The 21,550-nt window shown below is 41.9% G+C and carries 26 protein-coding genes; 24 read left to right on the top strand and 2 right to left on the bottom strand.

Going from position 1 to position 21,550, the window contains the following annotated elements:
* Window positions 1-29 precede the first annotated feature (29 nt).
* Window positions 30-1,730 carry an oxaloacetate-decarboxylating malate dehydrogenase gene (malS, locus tag MKY11_RS17785; RefSeq protein WP_024718762.1) on the top strand — a complete coding sequence of 567 codons (1,701 nt, stop codon included), beginning with the start codon at window positions 30-32 and terminating at the stop codon, window positions 1,728-1,730.
* Window positions 1,731-1,821: 91 nt separating this feature from the next.
* Window positions 1,822-2,778: an AEC family transporter gene (locus MKY11_RS17780; RefSeq protein ID WP_007497662.1), complete on the top strand. Its 957-nt coding sequence runs from the start codon at window positions 1,822-1,824 to the stop codon at window positions 2,776-2,778.
* A gap of 34 nt (window positions 2,779-2,812) precedes the next feature.
* On the opposite strand, the gene racA is transcribed toward MKY11_RS17780, so the two are convergent.
* Window positions 2,813-3,364 (bottom strand): chromosome-anchoring protein RacA, encoded by a 552-nt coding sequence (racA, locus tag MKY11_RS17775; RefSeq protein WP_047945750.1) that lies wholly within the window; start codon window positions 3,362-3,364, stop codon window positions 2,813-2,815.
* A 210-nt stretch (window positions 3,365-3,574) separates the two neighbouring features.
* On the opposite strand from racA, the gene prfA reads away from it, so the two are divergent.
* The 21 genes from prfA (at window position 3,575) to MKY11_RS17670 (ending at window position 20,579) form a co-directional block, all read left to right on the top strand.
* Entirely contained in the window at window positions 3,575-4,642 is a 1,068-nt protein-coding gene (gene prfA, locus MKY11_RS17770) for a peptide chain release factor 1 (RefSeq protein WP_008343422.1), read from the top strand.
* A complete protein-coding gene (gene prmC, locus MKY11_RS17765; protein WP_045033923.1) occupies window positions 4,632-5,519 on the top strand; it encodes a peptide chain release factor N(5)-glutamine methyltransferase in 888 nt (295 codons plus the stop codon). Before prfA ends, prmC begins: the two co-directional genes overlap by 11 nt.
* Window positions 5,520-5,656: 137 nt before the next feature.
* On the top strand, window positions 5,657-6,136 hold the full coding sequence (locus MKY11_RS17760) for a hypothetical protein (RefSeq protein ID WP_342502117.1): 480 nt from the start codon (window positions 5,657-5,659) through the stop codon (window positions 6,134-6,136).
* A gap of 164 nt (window positions 6,137-6,300) precedes the next feature.
* Window positions 6,301-6,951, top strand: coding sequence for a stage II sporulation protein R (spoIIR, locus tag MKY11_RS17755; RefSeq protein WP_017360045.1), 651 nt, complete (start codon window positions 6,301-6,303; stop codon window positions 6,949-6,951).
* A 63-nt stretch (window positions 6,952-7,014) separates the two neighbouring features.
* Window positions 7,015-7,458 carry a general stress acyl- n-acyltransferase gene (locus MKY11_RS17750; protein ID WP_007497650.1) on the top strand — a complete coding sequence of 148 codons (444 nt, stop codon included), beginning with the start codon at window positions 7,015-7,017 and terminating at the stop codon, window positions 7,456-7,458.
* A 180-nt stretch (window positions 7,459-7,638) separates the two neighbouring features.
* On the top strand, window positions 7,639-8,691 hold the full coding sequence (locus tag MKY11_RS17745) for an L-threonylcarbamoyladenylate synthase (RefSeq protein WP_081105462.1): 1,053 nt from the start codon (window positions 7,639-7,641) through the stop codon (window positions 8,689-8,691).
* Window positions 8,692-8,751: 60 nt separating this feature from the next.
* Window positions 8,752-9,306, top strand: a complete 555-nt coding sequence (locus MKY11_RS17740) for a manganese efflux pump MntP family protein (protein ID WP_342467640.1) — start codon at window positions 8,752-8,754, stop codon at window positions 9,304-9,306.
* A gap of 63 nt (window positions 9,307-9,369) precedes the next feature.
* Complete coding sequence (locus tag MKY11_RS17735; RefSeq protein WP_165379183.1) at window positions 9,370-9,828, top strand: low molecular weight protein arginine phosphatase; 459 nt, start codon at window positions 9,370-9,372, stop codon at window positions 9,826-9,828.
* Window positions 9,829-9,969: 141 nt separating this feature from the next.
* The gene (gene rpiB, locus MKY11_RS17730) at window positions 9,970-10,419 is read left to right on the top strand and encodes a ribose 5-phosphate isomerase B (protein WP_003214714.1); all 450 of its coding nucleotides are present in this window, start codon (window positions 9,970-9,972) and stop codon (window positions 10,417-10,419) included.
* Window positions 10,420-10,431: 12 nt separating this feature from the next.
* The gene (locus MKY11_RS17725) at window positions 10,432-10,971 is read left to right on the top strand and encodes a TIGR01440 family protein (RefSeq protein WP_342501649.1); all 540 of its coding nucleotides are present in this window, start codon (window positions 10,432-10,434) and stop codon (window positions 10,969-10,971) included.
* A 177-nt stretch (window positions 10,972-11,148) separates the two neighbouring features.
* On the top strand, window positions 11,149-12,396 hold the full coding sequence (gene glyA, locus MKY11_RS17720) for a serine hydroxymethyltransferase (protein ID WP_024718755.1): 1,248 nt from the start codon (window positions 11,149-11,151) through the stop codon (window positions 12,394-12,396).
* 147 nt (window positions 12,397-12,543) lie between these two features.
* Window positions 12,544-13,173 carry a uracil phosphoribosyltransferase gene (upp, locus tag MKY11_RS17715; protein ID WP_003214553.1) on the top strand — a complete coding sequence of 210 codons (630 nt, stop codon included), beginning with the start codon at window positions 12,544-12,546 and terminating at the stop codon, window positions 13,171-13,173.
* Window positions 13,174-13,671: 498 nt separating this feature from the next.
* Window positions 13,672-14,055: an ATP synthase subunit I gene (locus MKY11_RS17710; RefSeq protein ID WP_007497639.1), complete on the top strand. Its 384-nt coding sequence runs from the start codon at window positions 13,672-13,674 to the stop codon at window positions 14,053-14,055.
* 7 nt (window positions 14,056-14,062) lie between these two features.
* Complete coding sequence (gene atpB / locus MKY11_RS17705; RefSeq protein WP_007497637.1) at window positions 14,063-14,797, top strand: F0F1 ATP synthase subunit A; 735 nt, start codon at window positions 14,063-14,065, stop codon at window positions 14,795-14,797.
* Between the two features lie 48 nt (window positions 14,798-14,845).
* On the top strand, window positions 14,846-15,058 hold the full coding sequence (gene atpE / locus MKY11_RS17700; protein ID WP_003214968.1) for a F0F1 ATP synthase subunit C: 213 nt from the start codon (window positions 14,846-14,848) through the stop codon (window positions 15,056-15,058).
* 120 nt (window positions 15,059-15,178) lie between these two features.
* Window positions 15,179-15,691, top strand: coding sequence for a F0F1 ATP synthase subunit B (atpF, locus tag MKY11_RS17695; RefSeq protein WP_007497634.1), 513 nt, complete (start codon window positions 15,179-15,181; stop codon window positions 15,689-15,691).
* Window positions 15,688-16,233, top strand: coding sequence for a F0F1 ATP synthase subunit delta (locus tag MKY11_RS17690; protein WP_007497632.1), 546 nt, complete (start codon window positions 15,688-15,690; stop codon window positions 16,231-16,233). Before atpF ends, MKY11_RS17690 begins: the two co-directional genes overlap by 4 nt.
* 16 nt (window positions 16,234-16,249) lie before the next feature.
* Complete coding sequence (gene atpA, locus MKY11_RS17685) at window positions 16,250-17,758, top strand: F0F1 ATP synthase subunit alpha (protein ID WP_008343398.1); 1,509 nt, start codon at window positions 16,250-16,252, stop codon at window positions 17,756-17,758.
* Window positions 17,759-17,846: 88 nt separating this feature from the next.
* Window positions 17,847-18,713 (top strand): F0F1 ATP synthase subunit gamma, encoded by an 867-nt coding sequence (locus tag MKY11_RS17680; RefSeq protein ID WP_007497628.1) that lies wholly within the window; start codon window positions 17,847-17,849, stop codon window positions 18,711-18,713.
* Window positions 18,714-18,737: 24 nt separating this feature from the next.
* Complete coding sequence (atpD, locus tag MKY11_RS17675; RefSeq protein WP_008343395.1) at window positions 18,738-20,159, top strand: F0F1 ATP synthase subunit beta; 1,422 nt, start codon at window positions 18,738-18,740, stop codon at window positions 20,157-20,159.
* Window positions 20,160-20,183: 24 nt separating this feature from the next.
* Entirely contained in the window at window positions 20,184-20,579 is a 396-nt protein-coding gene (locus MKY11_RS17670; protein ID WP_008343393.1) for a F0F1 ATP synthase subunit epsilon, read from the top strand.
* Window positions 20,580-20,627: 48 nt separating this feature from the next.
* Here MKY11_RS17670 and MKY11_RS17665 read toward each other — a convergent pair whose 3' ends face one another.
* A complete protein-coding gene (locus tag MKY11_RS17665; RefSeq protein WP_008343391.1) occupies window positions 20,628-21,095 on the bottom strand; it encodes a hypothetical protein in 468 nt (155 codons plus the stop codon).
* 170 nt (window positions 21,096-21,265) lie between these two features.
* Between MKY11_RS17665 and MKY11_RS17660 the strand changes: the two genes are divergently transcribed.
* Window positions 21,266-21,496 (top strand): DUF1146 family protein, encoded by a 231-nt coding sequence (locus MKY11_RS17660; protein WP_025208130.1) that lies wholly within the window; start codon window positions 21,266-21,268, stop codon window positions 21,494-21,496.
* The last annotated feature ends 54 nt before the right edge of the window (window positions 21,497-21,550 follow it).

Genomic DNA, 21,550 nt, shown 5'->3' with positions numbered 1-21,550 from the left:
TTTATATTTTAGAAAGAGGGTAGTTTTTGATGAACAACGTGAAGAAAACAAAAGAAGGGTACCTCGAAACCACTTTGACAGGTAAAGATGTATTATCGATTCCAACGTTGAACAAAGGCGTTGCTTTCTCTGAAGAAGAAAGACAAGAGCTTGGACTAGAAGGATTACTTCCTCCAACTGTTCTGACTTTAGAACAGCAAGCAGAGAGAGCATACAAGCAATTTCTAGCTCAGCCAGATCGTCTTCGTCAAAACGTATACTTAAGTGATTTGCAAAACCGTAACGAAGTATTGTTCTATAAGCTTCTAACGGACAAGCTTCGTGAAATGCTTCCTGTTGTTTACACACCAACTGTTGGTGAAGCGATTCAAGAATACAGCCATGAATACAGAAGACCTCATGGTGTCTACCTTTCAATCGACAACATTGACGGTATTGAGAAAGCATTTGAAAACTTACATGCAACAGCAGGCGACATCGACCTCATTGTAGCAACTGACTCTGAGAGTATTCTTGGAATTGGTGACTGGGGTGTTGGTGGTATCAACATCGCAATTGGTAAATTAGCTGTTTACACGGCTGCAGCAGGGATTGATCCAAGCCGCGTGATTCCAGTTGTATTAGATGTTGGAACTAACAATGAAAAACTATTAAATGATCCATTGTACATCGGGAACCACCACAAACGTGTACAAGGTGAAAAATACGAAGAGTTCATTGATGCGTATGTCAAAGCAGCACTTAAATTCTTCCCGAAAGCATTGCTTCACTGGGAAGACCTTGGAAACAAAAATGCGCGTAACATCATGAAAAAATACAACGACAACATCTTAACATTTAATGATGATATCCAAGGTACTGGTGCCATTACTTTAGCGGGTGTTCTTGCAGCTGTCAAGAAAACTGGTACTCAATTGAAAGATCACCGTGTGATGATTTTCGGAGCTGGATCAGCTGGAATCGGAATCGCCGATCAAATGCGTGACACAATGGTTCTTGAAGGTCTAAGTGAAGAAGAAGCGAACAATGCATTCTGGACGTTAGACTACAGAGGATTGCTAACAGATCAGTTTGAAGATGAAGTGCTTGATTTCCAAAAACCATACCTTCGTTCTTCTGATGAAGTAGAAGGCTGGGCTCGTGATGAAAAAGGACAAATCTCATTTGCTGAAGCTGTTCGCAAGGTGAAGCCAACCATTCTTATTGGTACATCAGGTCAAGGTGGCGCATTCACTGAAGAAATTATTAAAGAAATCGCAGCTCATACAGAGCGTCCAGTGATCATGCCGATGTCTAACCCAACTCCACTTGCTGAAGCAGTACCGGAAGATCTATTCAAATGGACAGACGGTCGTGCGCTTGTTGCAACTGGAAGCCCATTCGAAAATGTCGAGTATAACGGAATTGAACATGAAATCGGACAATCAAACAATGCGTTCGTTTTCCCTGGACTTGGTCTTGGTTCAATCGTAACGGAATCAAAAATTATCACAAAAGGCATGTTCGTTGCTTCTGCAAATGCGATCGCTGAAATGGTTGATCATGAAAAACCAGGCGCTGGACTGCTTCCAAGCATTGATAAATTGCAAGAAGTATCAATCAAGGTAGCTGTTGAAGTAGCAAAAGCAGCAATTAAAGATGGTGTCGCAAGAAGAACACCTGACAACATCGAACAAGCTGTGAAAGATGCTATGTGGATTCCTGAATATAAAAAAATTGTAAGAGCATAATAAAATGTGTAACGCGGCATTGTTTCGGGTAATGTAAGCAATGCCGCTATAAAATAAGAAACATGTAAAGGATTCAAGGAGGAATAGTAAGATGGACTTTTTAAATATTTTGATCCTCCTAGCACCGATTTTTTTCGTTATCGCGCTGGGTTGGTTCGCAGGGAACTTCGGCAGCTATGACGCTAAATCTGCAAAAGGTGTAAGTACACTTGTTACAAAGTATGCTTTACCAGCGCACTTTATCGCCAGCATTCTGTCAACACCAAAAGATAAATTCTATAGTCAAATTCCATTTTTCGTTGCATTGATTCTCGGAATCGTAGGCTTTTATATCATTATCCTTTTAGTTACGAAATTTGCTTTTAAATATGATTTAACAGATTCATCTGTTTTCTCATTAAACTCAGCACAACCGACCTTTGCATTTATGGGGATTCCGGTCTTGGGCAGTTTATTTGGGGCTCAAGAAGTTGCAATTCCGATTGCTATTACCGGAATAGTTGTAAATGCATTGCTTGATCCAATTGCTATTATTGTGTCAACTGTCGGTGAAAAAACAAAGGGAAAAGCCAAAGACGGCGAAAGTTTCCTAAAAATGACGACGAAAGCGATTTTGCACGGTTTATCAGAGCCGCTTGCGCTTGCACCGTTAGCAAGTATCATTCTTGTTCTTTTAGGATTTAAACTTCCTGAAATCGGACATGAAATGCTAGAGGAAATTGGAAGTGTGACATCAGGGGTTGCGCTCTTTGCAGTCGGTGTCACAGTCGGTATCCGCAAAATTAAACTGAGCTTACCAGCTTTCAGTATCGCATTGCTCAAAGTAGCTGTACAACCGTTACTTATGTATTTTATCGCCATTCTTATGGGACTTTCGGCGGATGAAATTACAAAAGCTGTATTGCTTGTTGCCTTCCCAGGTTCAGCTGTTGCGGCCATGATCGCCACTCGATTTGAGAAACAGGAAGCAGAAACAGCATCGGCATTTGTGATCAGTGCGATCATGTCACTCATTACATTACCGATCATTATTGCACTTACCGTATAATATAGTAGAAAGGCTGCCTTATAGGCAGCCTTTCTTAGCGAAATGAATGAAACAGAGGGAAGAGCACACGCTTTTTTTTCATTTCGGGGTGTGCCTTTTCCTTTTCTTCTTCTTTTAATGGTTTTGGTTTTGTCAATGTGGCTGTGAGGCGTTCTAATTTTGCAGTTAATTCTTCAATTTCTCTTCTGTGCTGGAGGAGCTGGTAGGAAACGCCTTCATCTGCTTTCTTAGCGAGTTTCCGTTCTATTTCTTGAAAACGGGCTTCAATATGACTGACATGTGATTGCTCTTGAAGGAGCTGTTTTACTTGTTCTTCTAAGGCTTCTATCCGTTTTGATGAGTCAGAAGTTTCTACAGCAGGTGATAATTGCTGGGCTGTTTCTTCATGGATCGGCAGTCTAATGTCATGGAGAATCACACCTTCGTTCATTTGGTGTTGGACCTCTTTGAGCAGCTGGACAATGTCATCATGAAATTCGTAATGTCCAAGTTCATTCCGGGCGACAGGGATGTTGAGCTGTTTGACCCAGCGCTGAATGGTTTTTGAAGATACACCAATTTCCTTTGCAACCTCATTTGTATTCAAACCAAATGCCCTCCCTTTTTTCAATTACAAGTACCATTCTCTTTCGTGAGCATCCGTTCCTTCACGTTAGACAAAACAAGTAACCAATCGCCAAAGATCGTGTTTTCTAGTGAAAAATTGCAGAAAATCAATTGTTTTGGAAATTTTTTTGACTGTCATACCCCGCTATACTATAATTAGACTGTTACGCACAAAACAGAGGTGAAGACCATGTTAGACCGTTTAAAATCAATTGAAGAACGCTATGAAAAGCTAAATGAATATTTAAGTGACCCTGAAGTGGTGAACGACCCTAAGAAGCTTCGTGAATATTCGAAAGAACAATCTGATATTCAAGAAACTGTTGAGGTATATAGACAATATCGTGCGGCATATGATCAGCTAAGTGATGCGAAAGCCATGCTGGAAGATAAGCTCGATGCCGATATGCGCGACATGGTCAAAGAAGAAATTTCAGAGCTCACAGAGGAAACAGAACGTTTAGAAGACGAGCTGAAAATCTTGCTCATCCCGAAAGATCCGAATGACGATAAGAACGTTATTGTGGAGGTTCGTGGTGCAGCGGGCGGAGAAGAGGCTGCGCTGTTTGCAGGAAACCTGTACCGTATGTACAGCCGTTATGCTGAAATGCAAGGCTGGAAAACGGAAGTCATGGAAGCGAGTGTCACTGGAACTGGCGGTTATAAGGAGATCATCTTTATGATTAGCGGTAAAGGTGCATATTCTAAACTAAAGTTTGAAAACGGTGCACACCGCGTGCAGCGTGTTCCTGAAACTGAGTCAGGCGGCCGTATTCATACATCAACAGCGACAGTTGCTGTATTACCAGAGGCTGAGGAAGTTGAAATTGATATCCACGAAAAAGATATTCGTGTGGATACATTCGCATCAAGCGGACCAGGGGGACAAAGTGTTAACACCACAATGTCTGCTGTTCGTTTGACTCACCTTCCAACAGGTGTAGTGGTTTCCTGTCAGGATGAGAAATCACAAATCAAAAACAAAGAAAAAGCGATGAAAGTTTTGCGTGCGAGAATTTATGATAAATTCCAGCGTGAAGCACAAGCTGAATATGATCAAACCCGTAAATCTGCTGTTGGAACAGGGGATCGTTCAGAGCGTATCCGTACGTACAATTTCCCGCAAAACCGCGTGACGGACCACCGTATCGGATTGACGATTCAAAAGCTTGATCAAATTTTAGAAGGAAAACTTGACGAGGTCATTGATGCATTAATTATGGAAGACCAAGCAAGAAAACTTCAAAATGCAAAATAAAGAGCGAACGATCTTTGAAGCCCTTAAATGGGCTTCTTCTTTGTTAACGGAAGCGGGCAGAGACCAAAACGCAGCAGAGTTAATGTTGATGCATGTGCTTGGATGGAGCAGAAGTGAACTTCTTGCCCGTTTTCATGATCCACTGCCAGAGGAGCAAGATTCACAATTCAGCAAGTTCGTCGCACAGCACAAGCGTGGAGTGCCTGTGCAGCATTTAACGGGTGTTGAATTTTTTTATGGGCGTCCTTTTGAGGTAAACAAACACGTTCTGATTCCTCGTCCTGAAACGGAGGAAGTGGTGCTGGCGGCATTGAATATGATGAATCGCGTTTTTCCTAATGATCAGCCGCTCAAAGCTGTTGATGTAGGAACAGGTAGCGGTGCAATTGCGATTACGTTAGCTCTTGAAAAAGAATCTCTCACTGTGACAGCGACGGATATTTCACATGAAGCACTTGAAGTAGCAAAGCGAAATCAAGAAGCGCTTGGTGCAGACGTTCATTTTGTCCAAGGGGATTTACTTGAACCGATTATGGCTCAAGGCATCAAAGTCGATGTGTTTATTTCCAATCCGCCTTATATTGCGGCAGAAGAAATGGATGGTTTATCAGAGGTTGTCACAAAGCATGAACCTGTCAATGCGCTGACAGATGGGCGTGATGGCCTGTGGTTTTATGAGCGTATCGCCTGTGATCTCCACAAAGTACTTCATCAGCAAGCGGTGGTTGTCCTTGAAATAGGGCATACACAAGCACAAGATGTAAAAGCGCTTCTTTTGCAGGCGTTCCCTTCAGCTGATGTTCATATCATCAAGGACATCAACGGAAAGGATCGAGCGGTTTGCGCACACATTCAAAACGGAAGTCCGGCTGAATAAAGTCGGACTATTTTATTATGTAAAGATGAAACTTATGGTAAAAGGGAAACGTATATATAGAAGAATGAACATTCTGATCATGATTTTTTACATAAATTTGTTTTGAAGGAGCGAATGGTGTGAACAGAAGGTATGCGATGGTGTTGGTCATCGTCGGTGTACTATTGATTGTGAGTGCTTGCGGTAAACCGAGCTTTAAAAAAGAAGCAGCAGCATTTGGGGAAAACTATAAAAAAGCACAATACACAGTGAATCGGACGGATGACCTATCTGACATGAAGGAGAAGTTGAAGGATTATTTAACCGAGCATGAATATCAAGAATATACACAAGACAGCATGTTTCCAAGTGTATTAGAAGCAGCAAAAGATCAAGATTGTCAAATTAAACTGAAAAAAATTACGTTTACACCTTCAGATGAAAGCGATGACAGGATTGAATTTGACTATGAAATGATCATTCAATTTATTGACCATAAAGGAAAGGTCAAAAAGGAAATTGAGAAAAAAGGTGCAATGACAGTTATCAAAACAGATTCGGGATTAAAAATCAGCCGAGATTGGGATGGAAGACTGTACCCTTCCGATTACCAATCCTCACTAAAAAGCCGTTCATAAGTTGTTGAATGGCTTTTTTGCATGCAGAAAAAACATTGATTCGCTCACCTCATGTAGTTGTTTTTTACTCATAATCTATTAAAAAAATCATTTTTGCTGTTTACGAGAAGCGTTTCCTGGACACAATGTTTGTAGCGAAGAGAAAAAGTGGGGGGGAACACATCATGTTCAAAAGTAAAATGATGATTTGTCTTTATATGTTTCTATTATTATGTGGTGCTTTTGCAAACCTTGGAAAAGAGGAGACGGCGGCTGCTTCTGCCAATCAGCCTGTTGTGATTCCAGATGAAGCCATTCGTTTACGCATTTTAGCCAACAGTGACCAGTCGGCAGATCAAGATGTGAAACGAAGTATTCGAGATGAGGTCAATGCCAATATAACGGAATGGGTGAAAGACCTCACATCCATTGAAGAAGCTAGACGTGTGATTCGTTCAAAGCTTCCAGACATCAATCGTATTGCCAAAGCAAAATTAAAGGAACAACACATTGATCAATCCGTATCGGTCAGCTTTCAAAAAGCCTCATTTCCAACAAAGCTATATGGCAACTTTGTTTATCCTGCTGGGAAATATGAAGCCATTTTGATTACGTTAGGGGAAGGAGACGGAGCCAATTGGTGGTGTGTGTTATTCCCACCTCTCTGCTTTATCGATTTTTCAAACGGAGAAGCGATCGCCTCACCAGAAGGAGATGATAAAGAGCAGGTAGCCGCAGAGCCATCAAATGAATCTGTCAATGAAGTGGTAAAAGAAGAAGAGACGGGTGAAGTGAAATTCTTTCTGTTCGAATGGGTCTCTAGTCTTTTCTCTTAAAAAAGGTCTAAATCTGTTTTTGCCTCATAGAGTTGAAGTAAGAGAACAAAAAGAGGTGAAAGCATGTATTATCAATTAAGAATAGCGACAGAAGAAGATGCCCCGGCCATTAATGCTTTTCTTGAAAAAGGCCAAGCAAAAGGCGGGGTGACGATTGCAGAGCGTACGTCATTTGTGGTCATGGAAGATGCAGACGGTGAGCTTGCAGGCTGTTTAGGCCTTGAACGACTAAATGAACAAGAAGGATTGCTAAGATCACTTGTGATATCAGATAAACTTGGTCAGGGGCATATCGTTTCTCTGTTCCAAAGTGTTCAAACGCTAGGGGAAAAGCAAGGTGTGGACACCTTTTATGTTGTAGCCAATCACTCCTCTTCGCATGATTTTTTAGCGCTGATGGGCTTTACGCCTATAGAGGAAATCCCAGAAAGTGTGTGGGTATCTGCGCATGCAAAAGAGTCGTTGGGAAAAGAGCAGGCGGTTGTGCTGCAAAAAACAGCGAGTTAATCACAAAACAGCGAGTTAATCACAAAACACCGGACTTATTCACATACTTATCCACTGTAAAACAAGCGTTATCCACAAATTGTGGACAACGCTTGTTTTATTTAGCATCATCTTTTATACTTTCAAAAGGATAATTGAGATATATCAACAGTTTTATCTTTTTTAAAAGGAGTTTGTATGATGTTAAATACAAAAAGATGGTCTGTGGATTTAAAAAAGGATTTATCCACATACTATCCACAAATTGAACAAGCAGCTCTGTTGTTGCGGCAGAATGAAGTAGTCGCTTTTCCGACAGAAACGGTGTATGGACTAGGGGCAAATGCAAAAGAGACAGAGGCTGTGAAGAAAATTTATGAAGCGAAAGGACGCCCAAGTGATAATCCGTTGATTGTTCACATTGCGGACGTTCAACAGCTTCATGAATTTGCGCAAATAGAAAATGAAAAAGTAACAGCGCTGATGGATGCCTTTTGGCCAGGCGCTCTCACCATTGTTCTACCTTGTAAGCCGGGAACATTATCAAAGCAGGTGACGGCAGGTTTAACGACAGTAGGCGTAAGAATGCCTGATCATCCTGTTGCGCTTGAACTCATCCGAGCAGCTGGTCTGCCAATTGCCGCGCCTAGTGCCAACCGTTCGGGAAAACCGTCGCCGACACTTGCGGATCATGTCGCGAGTGATCTTGATGGGAAAATTGCTGGCATTGTCGATGGTGGTTCAACAGGTATTGGCGTGGAGTCAACGGTTGTATCCTGTATAGACGAGATTCCAGTGATCTTAAGGCCGGGGGGTATTACAAAAGAAGCGTTAGAAGAGGTCGTAGGAACGGTCAACATGGATCCAGGGCTGACGAAAAAGGATGAGGCGCCAGTATCGCCGGGAATGAAATACACACATTATGCACCTGAAGCACAAATGTATATATTTCATGGAAGTGATGAAGACATGCAGCTGCACATTCAGAAGTACCGAGCTGAAGGGCTAAAAGTAGGTGTGCTGACGACAGAAGAAAAGAAGGAATGGTTTGCGGCAGATGTTATCTTTAGCTGTGGATGGAGAGAAAAGCCTGAAACGGTTGCGGCAAACTTATATCGTGTGCTGAGACAATTTGATGAAACGGATGTAGACTTGATCATTTCAGAAGCCTTCTCAGAGCAGGGAGTTGGTTCTGCGATCATGAACCGTCTGCAAAAAGCGGCAGGAGGGCGCACTCTCTCTTCATTCAAATAGTTCTAACCTCTCTTGGACAAACATAGGTTAAAGGAGAATGCGTGTCCAAGGGGGATTTACATGAATGAACTAGCTGGCGAATTGCTCACACTCAGTATCATGGCTTTTGCACTTGGAATGGATGCCTTTTCGGTTGGACTCGGCATGGGGATGATTCAGCTGAGATTCCGCCAGATCCTTTATATTGGACTTGTCATTGGGATATTTCATATGTTTATGCCTCTTTTTGGCATGCTAACAGGTCAGCTTTTATCTGGCTGGCTTGGGCTCCTAGCAACCTATATAGGCGGGGCGCTGCTTTTGGTGCTAGGTCTGCAAATGATCATCGCTTCTATCCGAAAAGAAGATAAGCCATTTATCGCACCTGTTGGGGCCGGTCTCGTTCTTTTTGCAACAAGTGTGAGTTTAGATAGTTTTTCCGTTGGCTTAAGCCTGGGGATTTACGGTTCTCGGGTGTTGATGACCATTATATTGTTTGGCTTTTTTAGTATGATGCTCACATGGCTTGGATTATTACTCGGTAAACAGGTTCGGTCATGGGTAGGTTCATACAGCGGGGCGCTTGGCGGATTGATTTTACTAGCCTTTGGAATCAAATTATTATTTCCGCTCTAGCCAGTCTCCTTACATAACATGTAGAATGAAATGCTATATAATAGAAGAAAAGGAGGTCGAAAGATGAATATCTTATTTGTTTGTACGGGAAATACTTGCAGAAGTCCGATGGCTCAAGCCCTTTTTTCCTCCATTGCAGATGAAAAAGGCTTACAGGTCACTGTAAAATCAGCGGGTATCTTCGCCTCTGATGCAGGGAAGGCTTCTCCTCAAGCAGTCGAAGCATTATTTGAGAAAAGCATTCCACTGAATCACTCGTCGTCTAAACTAACAGAAGAACTTCTTCGTGAAGCAGATTATGTCTTCACCATGACGATTCAGCATAAGCAGTTGATTGTGGAGCAATATGCTCATGTGAAAGACAAGGTCTTCACTCTAAAAGAATTTGCGACAGGATCAGAAGGTGACGTGTCGGATCCATTTGGAGGGAGTCTCTCCATTTATCAGGAGACACGAGATGAACTAGAAACGCTATTGTATCAACTTGCTAAAAAGCTTAAACAGGATCACAAATCCTCATAAATGGACAACCTGTAAAACCGTTGCGTAAACGGTTTTTCTGCTTTTGTTTGCAAATGACTAGGCAGAGGTTAAAATATAACTGTAAATAAAGAATGAATGTAAGACATGACAGATTAACTCACCCTTAGGAGGAATTGCCCGATGAAAGTAGCCATTGCATCCGATCACGGCGGAACGAATATTCGTGAAGAAATCAAACAACTAATGGATGAATTAAAGATTGAATACATTGATATGGGTTGTGAATGTGGATCAGGTTCTGTAGACTACCCTGACTATGCTTTTCCTGTAGCCAATATGGTGGCAAACGGGGAAGTCGATCGAGGCATTTTGATTTGCGGGACAGGTATCGGTATGAGCATTTCAGCAAACAAAGTGAAAGGCATCCGCTGTGCACTGGCGCATGATACATTCAGTGCAAAGGCGACGAGAGAACATAACGATACAAATGTTCTTGCGATGGGAGAACGAGTCATTGGACCAGGATTGGCAAGAGAGATTGCTCACATTTGGCTGACAACAGAATTTACTGCAGGACGTCATGCTGTGCGGATTGGTAAAATCGCTGATTACGAAGAAAAGCACCTGTAAGGAGCGCTTAACATGAACATTGGTCAAGATTGGCTTGAAATGTTAAAAGAGTTTCATCAAACAGTTGAACTGCGAGCCGGCCACATTTTAGTGATTGGCTGCAGTACGTCAGAAGTGGCTGGCGAGCACATTGGGACAGCGGGAAGTGAGCAAATTGCTGAAGCTATTTATCAAGAGCTCGATCAACTGAGACGCGAGACCGGAATTGAATTGGCCTTCCAATGCTGCGAGCATTTGAATCGTGCCCTCGTTGTGGAAGAAGAGGTGGCGTACCGGCTTAACTTAGAAATTGTAGCGGCAGTACCTGTCCGTAAGGCGGGTGGTTCTATGGCAACTCATGCGTATCAACAAATGGAACACCCTGTGCTGGTTGAATCCATTTCAGCACATGCAGGGATTGATATCGGTGATACATTAATCGGCATGCACTTAAAGCGGGTAGCTGTACCGGTCCGTCTCAGCCGTCATCAATTAGGACAAGCACATGTGACGTTTGCAAAAACTCGTCCAAAGCTGATTGGCGGAGAACGAGCCGTTTATACAAGTTCATAGTTCGGATATATTTCTAATATAATGTTGAATGATGAAGACGCTTCACCCTTTGAATATTCGGGTTTTCATAAAAAAGAAGTCGATTTTCCAAAAAAAACTTTTACATTTCACTCAAAAACCGTGTACAATGAGATGGTGAAAACATCGAATGGAAATAGATTGGAGAGGATTTCGCTGATGAAACATTTACCTGAGCAAGACGCACAAGTATTCAAAGCAATTCAACTAGAGCGGAAACGCCAGCAGGACAAAATCGAATTAATTGCATCAGAAAACTTCGTAAGCGAAGCAGTCATGGAAGCGCAGGGCTCTGTCTTAACAAACAAATATGCAGAAGGTTACCCTGGTAAACGCTACTATGGCGGCTGTGAACATGTAGACGTTGTAGAAGATATCGCACGTGACCGCGCAAAAGAAATTTTTGGCGCTGAGTATGTGAACGTACAGCCTCACTCAGGAGCTCAAGCGAATATGGCCGTATACTTTACAATCCTTGAGCATGGCGATACAGTGCTAGGCATGAACTTATCACATGGCGGGCATTTAACACATGGAAGCCCTGTAAACTTTAGCGGCGTACAGTACAACTTTGTAGAATACGGTGTAGATAAAGAAACACAACATATCGACTACCAAGATGTACTTGAAAAAGCACGTGAGCATAAGCCGAAACTAATCGTAGCGGGGGCAAGTGCTTACCCACGTCAAATTGATTTCAAAAAGTTCCGTGAAATTGCCGATGAAGTCGGTGCTTACTTTATGGTGGACATGGCTCACATCGCGGGTCTTGTTGCAGCAGGTCTTCATCCAAATCCTGTTCCTTACGCTGATTTTGTGACAACGACAACTCACAAAACATTGCGCGGACCTCGCGGCGGAATGATTCTATGCCGTGAAGAGTTTGGTAAAAAGATCGACAAATCGATCTTCCCTGGTATTCAAGGTGGACCACTCATGCATGTGATCTCTGCAAAAGCTGTTTCTTTCGGTGAAGTATTGAACGGAGATTTCAAAACATATGCACAAAACGTGATTGATAACGCAAAACAACTAGCTGAAACACTTTTATCTGAGGATATTCAACTTGTATCTGGTGGAACAGATAACCATCTTGTTCTCATCGACTTGCGCTCTCTTGGCATTACAGGAAAAATTGCAGAAAACGTTCTTGATGAAATTGGTATCACGGTGAACAAAAATGCAATTCCATATGATCCAGAGAAACCATTTGTTACAAGTGGTGTACGTGTAGGTACAGCAGCAGTGACAAGCCGTGGTTTCGATCAAGAAGCGATGAAAGAAGTCGGTTCCATTATTGCGCTTGCTCTGAAACATCATGAAGATGAAGCGAAATTAGAAGAGGCGAAAAAGCGTGTATCTGATCTGACAGCTCGTTTCCCTCTATATCAAGAATTAGATTATTAAGATGCAGACCCATTTGCCTATTTTTGGCATGTGGGTTTTTTTTGTAGGATTTGCGAATCATATTGAAAGATGATGTCTTTTTATGTAGAATTGTAGGAAGTGTGCAAAGTTCACCGGAAGATGACAGAAAAGGAGTTGTAGCAAGCAATGGCAAAGGTTTATGTATTTGATCACCCGCTTATTCAGCACAAACTTACATATATTCGTGACGTTCATACAGGAACAAAAGAATTTAGAGAGCTAGTGGATGAAGTCGCAACATTAATGGCATTTGAAATCACAAGAGACTTACCGCTTGAAGAGGTAGATGTAGAAACACCTGTACAAGTCGCTAAATCAAACGTGATCTCAGGTAAAAAACTCGGAGTTGTGCCGATTTTAAGAGCAGGTCTTGGAATGGTAGACGGGATTTTGAAACTCATTCCAGCTGCCAAAGTGGGACATGTCGGTTTATACCGTGATCCGAAGACATTAAAGCCTGTTGAATATTATGTGAAGCTTCCATCTGATGTGGAAGAGCGTGAATTTATCGTAGTAGACCCAATGCTTGCAACGGGCGGATCAGCTGTAGAAGCATTAAACAGCTTGAAAAAACGCGGTGCGAAAAACATCCGCTTCATGTGTCTGATTGCTGCGCCAGAAGGTGTAGAAGAAATGCAAAAACATCATCCAGATGTTGATATCTACATTGCGGCATTAGATGAGAAGTTAAACGAAAAAGGTTACATCATCCCAGGTCTTGGTGATGCTGGTGACCGTATGTATGGAACAAAATAAGAAAGATTCATGAAAAGCCCACATGCAAACGTGCATGTGGGCTTTTTTGAAAAATATGACAAACGTTTGATATCGTTCTTAGAAAAATCAATGTATACTGAACATTAGCAGTTTTTTTGAATGAATGTCACAACTCTCCTAAAGTTTGATGAAATTGTGAACATTTTGTGTGCTCTCTCATTATAGAAAAGTTTTTTAACTTTCAACGGATTGACACATCATAGACGCTATTGTATGCTAAACGAGGGTATTATGGTAAGGTTTTCATAGCCTATAGCACTCTACTAATCCTCATTGTGAACCCTTTAATAATCAGGGTTTGTATCAGCGAATGAAGCAGAATCCCATAGATCTAAAGATTTCAAGTCTGATTGCACAATTAGACCGATGGGTGATTGATTTTTTTCAAATAGGACGGCTTATCATAAGCGTCTTCTACGCAGTTTTCATCACCATTTATCACCTTTTTTACAATATTTTTCATCGGGAGTCAGATGAATGAACGATCCAAACGTCATTTTCCGCAGACAGAGTAAATATATGTTCTATTTATTGGCAATTTTTGTGTTTGGCTATGCCATGCCTGGTTTTAAACCACTGTTTCTTGGTTTCATTATCGGCACAATTTTTGCTTTCTTTAATTTATTCCTGCTTATTCGGAGAATGCATGCTTTTGATCGAGCAGTTAAAAAAGGAAAATCTATTCGTTCAATGGGAAGTACAGCCAGGTGGGCCAACGCAATTCTCGCAGTAGCGATTGCTTGGCGTTACCCTAACGAAGTTCATCTGGCAGGTGTTGTTATAGGATTAATGACAATATATCCTGTCATTATGATAGATTCCTTCATTCAACTTAAACGTTCTACTATGGAAGAGAGGTGAATACTCTTTGGGTCACAGTTCAAAAACTACAGAATTTTTAGGGTTAACGTTCAACTTATCCAATGTTCTCATGATTACGATTGCTAGTATCATCGTTCTTCTCATAGCGGTGCTGACTACTCGTGTTCTGGCTATTCGTCCGACAAAGGCGCAGAACTTCATGGAATGGATTGTTGATTTTGTTCGAAATATCATAGGTAGTTCGATGGACATGAAAACAGGAGCCCCATTTCTAGCGCTTGGCGTTACATTACTCATGTACATATTTGTTTCAAACATGCTTGGACTGCCATTCTCGATTACGGTCGATCACAACTTATGGTGGAAATCACCAACTGCTGATCCTGCAATCACAATGACACTAGCGGTTATGGTCATGGGATTGACACACTACTATGGTGTTAAAGCAAAAGGAGTCAAGGAATATACAAAAGACTACTTTAGACCAATCCCACTTTTAGTACCGCTGAAAATTATTGAAGAATTTGCAAACACATTAACACTTGGTTTGCGTCTTTATGGAAATATTTTCGCTGGAGAGATTCTTCTTGGTTTACTTGCAGGACTTGCGACTAATTTCTATTCGCAAAACCTTGCACTAGGTATCATTGGTACATTAGGTGCCATCGTGCCGATGATTGTATGGCAGGCATTCAGTTTGTTTGTCGGAACCATCCAGGCATTTATCTTCACCATGCTGACAATGGTGTATATCTCCCATAAAGTCAGCGACGAACACTAAAAAATTGAGAGTCCAAAAAGGACGTTATTTTAAAGGAGGAGCTTTTTAATGAATTTAATAGCAGCAGCAATTGCAATCGGTTTAGGAGCACTAGGAGCAGGTATTGGTAACGGTCTAATCGTATCTAAAACAGTAGAAGGAATCGCTCGTCAGCCAGAAGCTGGTAGAGAACTAAGAACTCTTATGTTCATCGGGGTAGCTTTAGTTGAGGCACTTCCAATTATCGCTGTCGTTATCGCATTCTTGGCATTCTTTGGTTAATATGTGAGAAGCGTTCTAATATGAATTTTAATGGCGAAGATCAGATTAGTTCGAAACTTCGCCATTCCTTTATGTTTTGTTTCTTAACATATTATTTAAAGAAGGGAGTTGCCGTACTAAATGTCTCAGTTACCAGTAGTTTTAGGAGCAGGTCTAAACACCGGAGATATCATATTCCAGCTGATCGCTATGCTCATCCTGCTTGCACTTTTAAAGAAATTTGCGCTTAAGCCTTTATTAGGGATTATGAAACAGCGTGAAGATTATATAGGAAATGAAATTTCAAGTGCTGAAGAAAAGCACGTTCAAGCTGAAAAGCTTCTTGAAGAACAACGTGTCTTATTGAAAGAAGCACGCGAAGAATCACATACACTCATCGAAAATGCGAAAAAGATTGGTGAGAAACAAAAAGAAGACATCATTCAAGCAGCACGTCAAGAATCAGAGCGCTTGAAAGAGTCTGCTAGAACTGAAATCGTGAAAGAAAAAGAACAAGCTGTGGCTGCACTGCGCGAGCAAGTTGCATCACTTTCTGTATTAATTGCTTCTAAAGTGATTGAAAAAGAACTTGATGAGCAAGCACAAGAGAAATTGATCCAAGAGTATCTTAAAGAGGCAGGCGAAAGCCGATGAGCGTGACTATTGTCTCTAAGCGTTACGCTTCTGCTCTTTTTGACATCGTTCTTGCTTCTTCGGCAGTAGACGAAACTGAAAAAGAGCTGAATGAGATCAAAAAAGTTCTCAAGGCTGACCAAGAATTAAATGACTTTCTTGTTCATCCGAAGATTACGGCAGACAAAAAGAAACATCTGATTGCAGAAGCTTTCAAAGGTGTTTCGACATATGTTTTGCACACAATGTATTTACTGATTGACCGTGGACGCACGAATATTTTTCCTGAAATGGCGTCTGAGTTTGTGAAACTTGCAAACCGTACGAAACAAATAGACGATGCGATCGTGTATTCAGTGAAACCGCTCAGCGGAGCTGAAATTCAATCTTTATCTGAAGTATTTGCCAAAAAAGCCGGAGTCACATCACTGCGTGTAGAAAACGTGATTGACAAGGATCTAATAGGCGGAGTGAAAATCCGTATCGGAAACCGCATTTATGACGGCAGTGTCAGCGGAAAGCTTTCCCGCATTGAACGTCAGCTTGCAGGCGAAAATCGTTAGAAGGGGTGAAACCTTAGTGAGTATCAAAGCTGAAGAGATTAGCGCGCTGATAAAGCAGCAAATCCAAAACTATCAATCTGAAATTGAAGTAAAAGATGTCGGTACAGTCATTCAAGTAGGGGACGGTATCGCGCGTGTACATGGCCTTGACAACATTATGGCAGGAGAGCTTGTTGAGTTCTCTAACGGTGTAATGGGTATGGCTCAAAACCTTGAGGAGTCTAACGTAGGTATCGTAATCTTAGGACCTTACAAAGATATCCGTGAAGGTGACGACGTAAAACGTACAGGTCGTATCATGGAGGTTCCAGTAGGAGAAGAGTTAATCGGACGTATTGTGAACCCACTTGGTCAGCCTGTTGATGGACTAGGTCCAATTTTAACAAGCAAAACACGTCCAATTGAAAGTGAAGCACCAGGCGTTATGGATCGTAAATCGGTACATGAGCCGCTTCAAACGGGAATTAAAGCAATTGATGCCTTGATTCCAATCGGACGCGGACAGCGTGAATTGATCATTGGGGACCGTCAAACAGGTAAAACATCTGTTGCAATCGATACGATCCTGAATCAAAAAGATCAAGACATGATCTGTATCTATGTAGCGATCGGACAAAAAGAATCAACTGTTCGTGGTGTTGTTGAAACACTTCGTAAGCATGGTGCGCTTGACTACACAATCGTTGTCACAGCTTCTGCATCACAGCCAGCTCCACTTCTTTACCTTGCTCCTTATGCAGGTGTAACGATGGGTGAGGAATTCATGTATAACGGCAAGCATGTGCTTGTTGTGTATGATGACCTTTCTAAACAAGCGGCAGCTTACCGTGAGCTTTCATTATTGCTTCGTCGTCCTCCAGGTCGTGAAGCATTCCCTGGTGATGTTTTCTATCTTCACTCTCGTTTATTAGAGCGTGCAGCGAAGCTTAGTGATGAAAAGGGTGGCGGTTCTATCACAGCATTGCCTTTCGTAGAAACGCAAGCTGGTGATATCTCTGCATATATCCCAACAAACGTTATCTCAATCACAGATGGACAGATCTTCTTACAATCTGACCTCTTCTTCTCAGGCGTACGTCCAGCGGTAAACGCAGGATTGTCTGTATCTCGTGTAGGTGGTTCTGCACAAATCAAAGCGATGAAAAAGGTAGCAGGTACACTTCGTCTGGATCTTGCTTCTTATCGTGAGCTTGAAGCATTCGCTCAGTTTGGATCTGATCTAGACCAAGCGACTCAAGCCAAATTAAACCGTGGTGCTAGAACAGTTGAAGTCTTAAAACAAGACTTGAACAAGCCGCTGAAAGTTGAAAAACAAGTAGCGATTCTTTATGCACTGACAAGAGGATACTTAGATGATGTAGCGATTGCTGATGTCAAACGCTTTGAAGCTGAGTTATTCATGTACATTGAAGAAAACCATAAAGACTTGTTTGACACAATCTCTCAAACAGGAAACATGCCTGCTGATGAAGAGTGGAAAGCAGCGATCGAAGGCTTTAAACGTACGTTTGCACCAAGCAACTAATTAGTAATCTTTCCGAGAGAAAAAGATTCTCTTTTTCTCTCTTTTCACGTAAATGAACACGGATTCCTGAAAAAAGGTGGTGAAATCTTTGGCCTCATTACGCGATATTAAGTCAAGGATCACGTCAACAAAAAAATCGAGTCAGATCACAAAAGCGATGCAAATGGTATCAGCTGCGAAACTGAATCGTGCTGAAAATAATGCGAAGTCCTTTGTTCCTTACATGGAGAAAATCCAAGAAGTCGTTGCGGCAATCGCAACTGGAACAAGTGCTAAGCACCCAATGCTTCTTTCAAGACCTGTTAAGAAAACAGGGTATCTCGTCATTACATCTGATCGAGGACTTGCAGGACCTTTTAACAGCTCGATTTTACGTGCCGCTTACCAAGCCATTCAATCTCGTCATCAATCTGCTGATGAATATGCGGTGATTGTGATTGGTAAAATCGGACGCGACTTCTTCAAAAAGCGTGGTATTCCAGTTATTTCTGAAGTAACAGGGCTTGGAGACGAAGTAGCGTTTGCTGATATTAAAGAATTAGCAAGCAGTACAGTGCAAATGTTCTCTGATGAAGCGTTTGATGAGCTTTACATGTTCTATAACCATTTCGTCAGTGCCATTTCACAAGAAGTAACAGAGAAAAAATTATTGCCGCTAACGGACCTTTCGGCCGCAGCAACACCAAATAAACGTTCCGCATCTTATGAGTTTGAGCCTTCTGAAGAAGAAATTCTTGAAGTTCTCCTTCCTCAATATGCAGAGAGTTTGATTTTCGGTGCGCTTCTTGACAGCAAAGCAAGTGAACATGCTGCAAGGATGACAGCAATGAAGAGTGCAACAGACAACGCAAAAGAATTGATCGACAGCCTGACACTCTCTTACAACCGTGCTCGTCAAGCAGCGATTACACAAGAGATTACAGAAATTGTCGGCGGAGCAGCTGCCTTAGAATAGAAATAATTGTCAGGAGGGAATGCAATGAAAACAGGACGCATCAGTCAGATCATGGGACCAGTCGTAGACGTTCGTTTTGAAGACGGTCACTTGCCTGAGATTTATAATGCGATCAAAGTTTCGCATAAAGCGGAAAGCGAAAGTGAAGTTGATATCGACTTAACTTTAGAAGTAGCACTACATTTAGGTGATGATACAGTGAGAACCATCGCAATGGCATCAACAGACGGTGTGAAGCGCGGTATGGAAGCTGTAGACCTTGGAAAACCAATTTCAGTACCAGTTGGTAACGTAACACTTGGACGTGTATTCAACGTACTGGGAGATAACATTGACTTAGATGAGCCACTTGGTGTGGAAGCGCAAAGAGACCCAATCCACAGACAAGCGCCTTCTTTTGATCAACTTTCTACAGAAGTTGAAATTCTTGAAACAGGTATCAAAGTTGTTGACCTTCTTGCTCCTTACATCAAAGGTGGAAAGATCGGTCTATTCGGTGGAGCCGGTGTTGGTAAAACCGTTCTGATTCAAGAATTGATCAACAACATCGCACAAGAACACGGCGGTATTTCTGTATTCGCTGGTGTTGGAGAGCGTACACGTGAAGGAAATGACCTTTACTACGAAATGAAAGATTCTGGCGTTATCGAAAAAACAGCGATGGTCTTCGGCCAAATGAACGAGCCACCAGGTGCACGTATGCGTGTAGCTCTAACTGGTTTGACAATGGCAGAGCATTTCCGTGATGAACAAGGTCAAGACGTATTGTTCTTCATCGATAACATTTATCGTTTTACACAAGCAGGTTCTGAAGTATCAGCCCTACTTGGACGTATGCCTTCAGCGGTAGGTTATCAGCCAACTCTTGCAACAGAAATGGGTCAGCTTCAAGAGCGTATCACGTCTACAAACGTAGGATCGGTTACATCGATTCAAGCGATCTATGTACCTGCGGATGACTATACAGATCCAGCTCCAGCTACAACGTTCGCTCACCTTGATGCAACGACAAACCTTGAGCGTAAGTTGACAGAGATGGGGATTTACCCAGCGGTAGATCCACTTGCTTCAACATCTCGTGCCCTTGCACCTGAGATTGTTGGCGAAGAGCATTATGCGATCGCGCGTGAAGTTCAGCAAACATTGCAGCGTTATAAAGAATTGCAAGATATCATTGCCATTTTAGGTATGGATGAATTATCTGAGGACGATAAGCTTGTGGTACACAGAGCTCGTCGTGTTCAATTCTTCCTATCTCAAAACTTCCACGTAGCAGAACAGTTCACTGGCCAAAAAGGTTCTTATGTGCCATTGCAAGAAACTGTTAAAGGCTTCAAGGAAATCTTATCTGGTAAATACGATCACCTTCCAGAAGATGCATTCCGCTTAGTCGGCCGCATTGAAGAAGTGGTTGAAAAAGCCAAAGAGATGGGTGTAGAGGCCTAATCTGGTCCTTAGGAGGGTAAAAGCATGAAGACCGTTCAAGTCAATATCGTTACTCCCGACGGCCCAGTGTATGAAGCGGATGTGGAAATGGTCAGTGTAAGAGCAGAAAGCGGTGAGCTTGGGATTTTAGCTGGCCACGTTCCAATGGTTGCTCCGCTAAAAATCGGTGCAGTTCGCTTAAAACATAGTGGATCAACTGAATTGGTTGCAGTAAGCGGTGGATTTGTTGAAGTTCGCCCTGAAAAAGTAACCATTCTTGCTCAGGCTGCTGAAACATCAGACAAAGTTGATGTAGATCGTGCAAAATCAGCGAAACAGCGTGCTGAAGAGCATTTGAACCACCCGAATGAAAGTGATGTACGCAGGGCGGAACTCGCATTAAAACGGGCATTAAACCGTTTAAATGTAGCAGGGAAATAAAACAGAAAATCCTTCTTATCATTGCGATAAGAAGGATTTTTTTAAGGATTACATGAGAGACTGATACATCGACACATACGGATGAGATGCTTGCTTTTCAAGATATAAATGCTCGCAAAAATGCGTACTATGCCACGTTTTATTGTTTCGGCGCAAGCCAAGGGTATATTGATGCGAAGAGTCCATATAAGGCCGCACGACCCAATCAGCATCTGAATGATGCTTGATGACAACCTCTCCCATGTACACACTCAACATCGCTTCCAATGCATCAATAGGCATTTTCCACTCAGCAAAAAGCTGCTGACGGAAGGCATCGAAGTATAATGACTCTAACTGATAAAGGCTTTCCTCTGAGTAATCCAAAGAAATGTTATGAAAATGACACAATTGTGCTAATTCTTCTAGCTGTGTCTGTCTATAATCAAAGTAGAAAGCAATGGCTTCCCATTCATGTTCAAATGAGGGAACCAGTTCTCCGTACAAATCAACAAAGTCAGGAAAAGAATCTTTCAAATATGATCAGCTCCTTCCACCGCAGTATATCATCTCCTTCGCATCAGAATAAGAGGGGATTCACTCTAAATGTAGCTCTTTTTTCCAAATGATTCATCTTTCCGATTTTGGAGGATATAATGAAAGGGAGTTTTCCTTTACAGAAATCAATAAAAGGAGGATTCAAGTGTATGGAAGACGTAGGACAACAAGCAATTGTCAGTATTGTGATCCACCTATTTTTTATTGCCATTACGTGGTGGGCATTGCTTGCGGTGAATATCGATCCACTGATTAAAAAAGGAAAAATTATTCAAGCTAGATTGCTCATGATGCTGATCACGATTGCTATTGCATCGGCAGTTAGCAATTTCTTCCTTGATTATTTAAATTTCTCCAGACAAATCCCTTATATGTTTTAACATAAAAGGTTTGGTCACTGCCTTCTGCGGGAACGTAAAAAGAAGTGTCAAAAA

It is taken from the genome of Bacillus sp. FSL W7-1085 (assembly GCF_038595035.1).
GTDB lineage: Bacteria > Bacillota > Bacilli > Bacillales > Bacillaceae > Bacillus > Bacillus altitudinis.
Note: the sequence above shows the minus strand (reverse complement) of the source record. Positions and strands in the feature narration are given on the sequence as shown.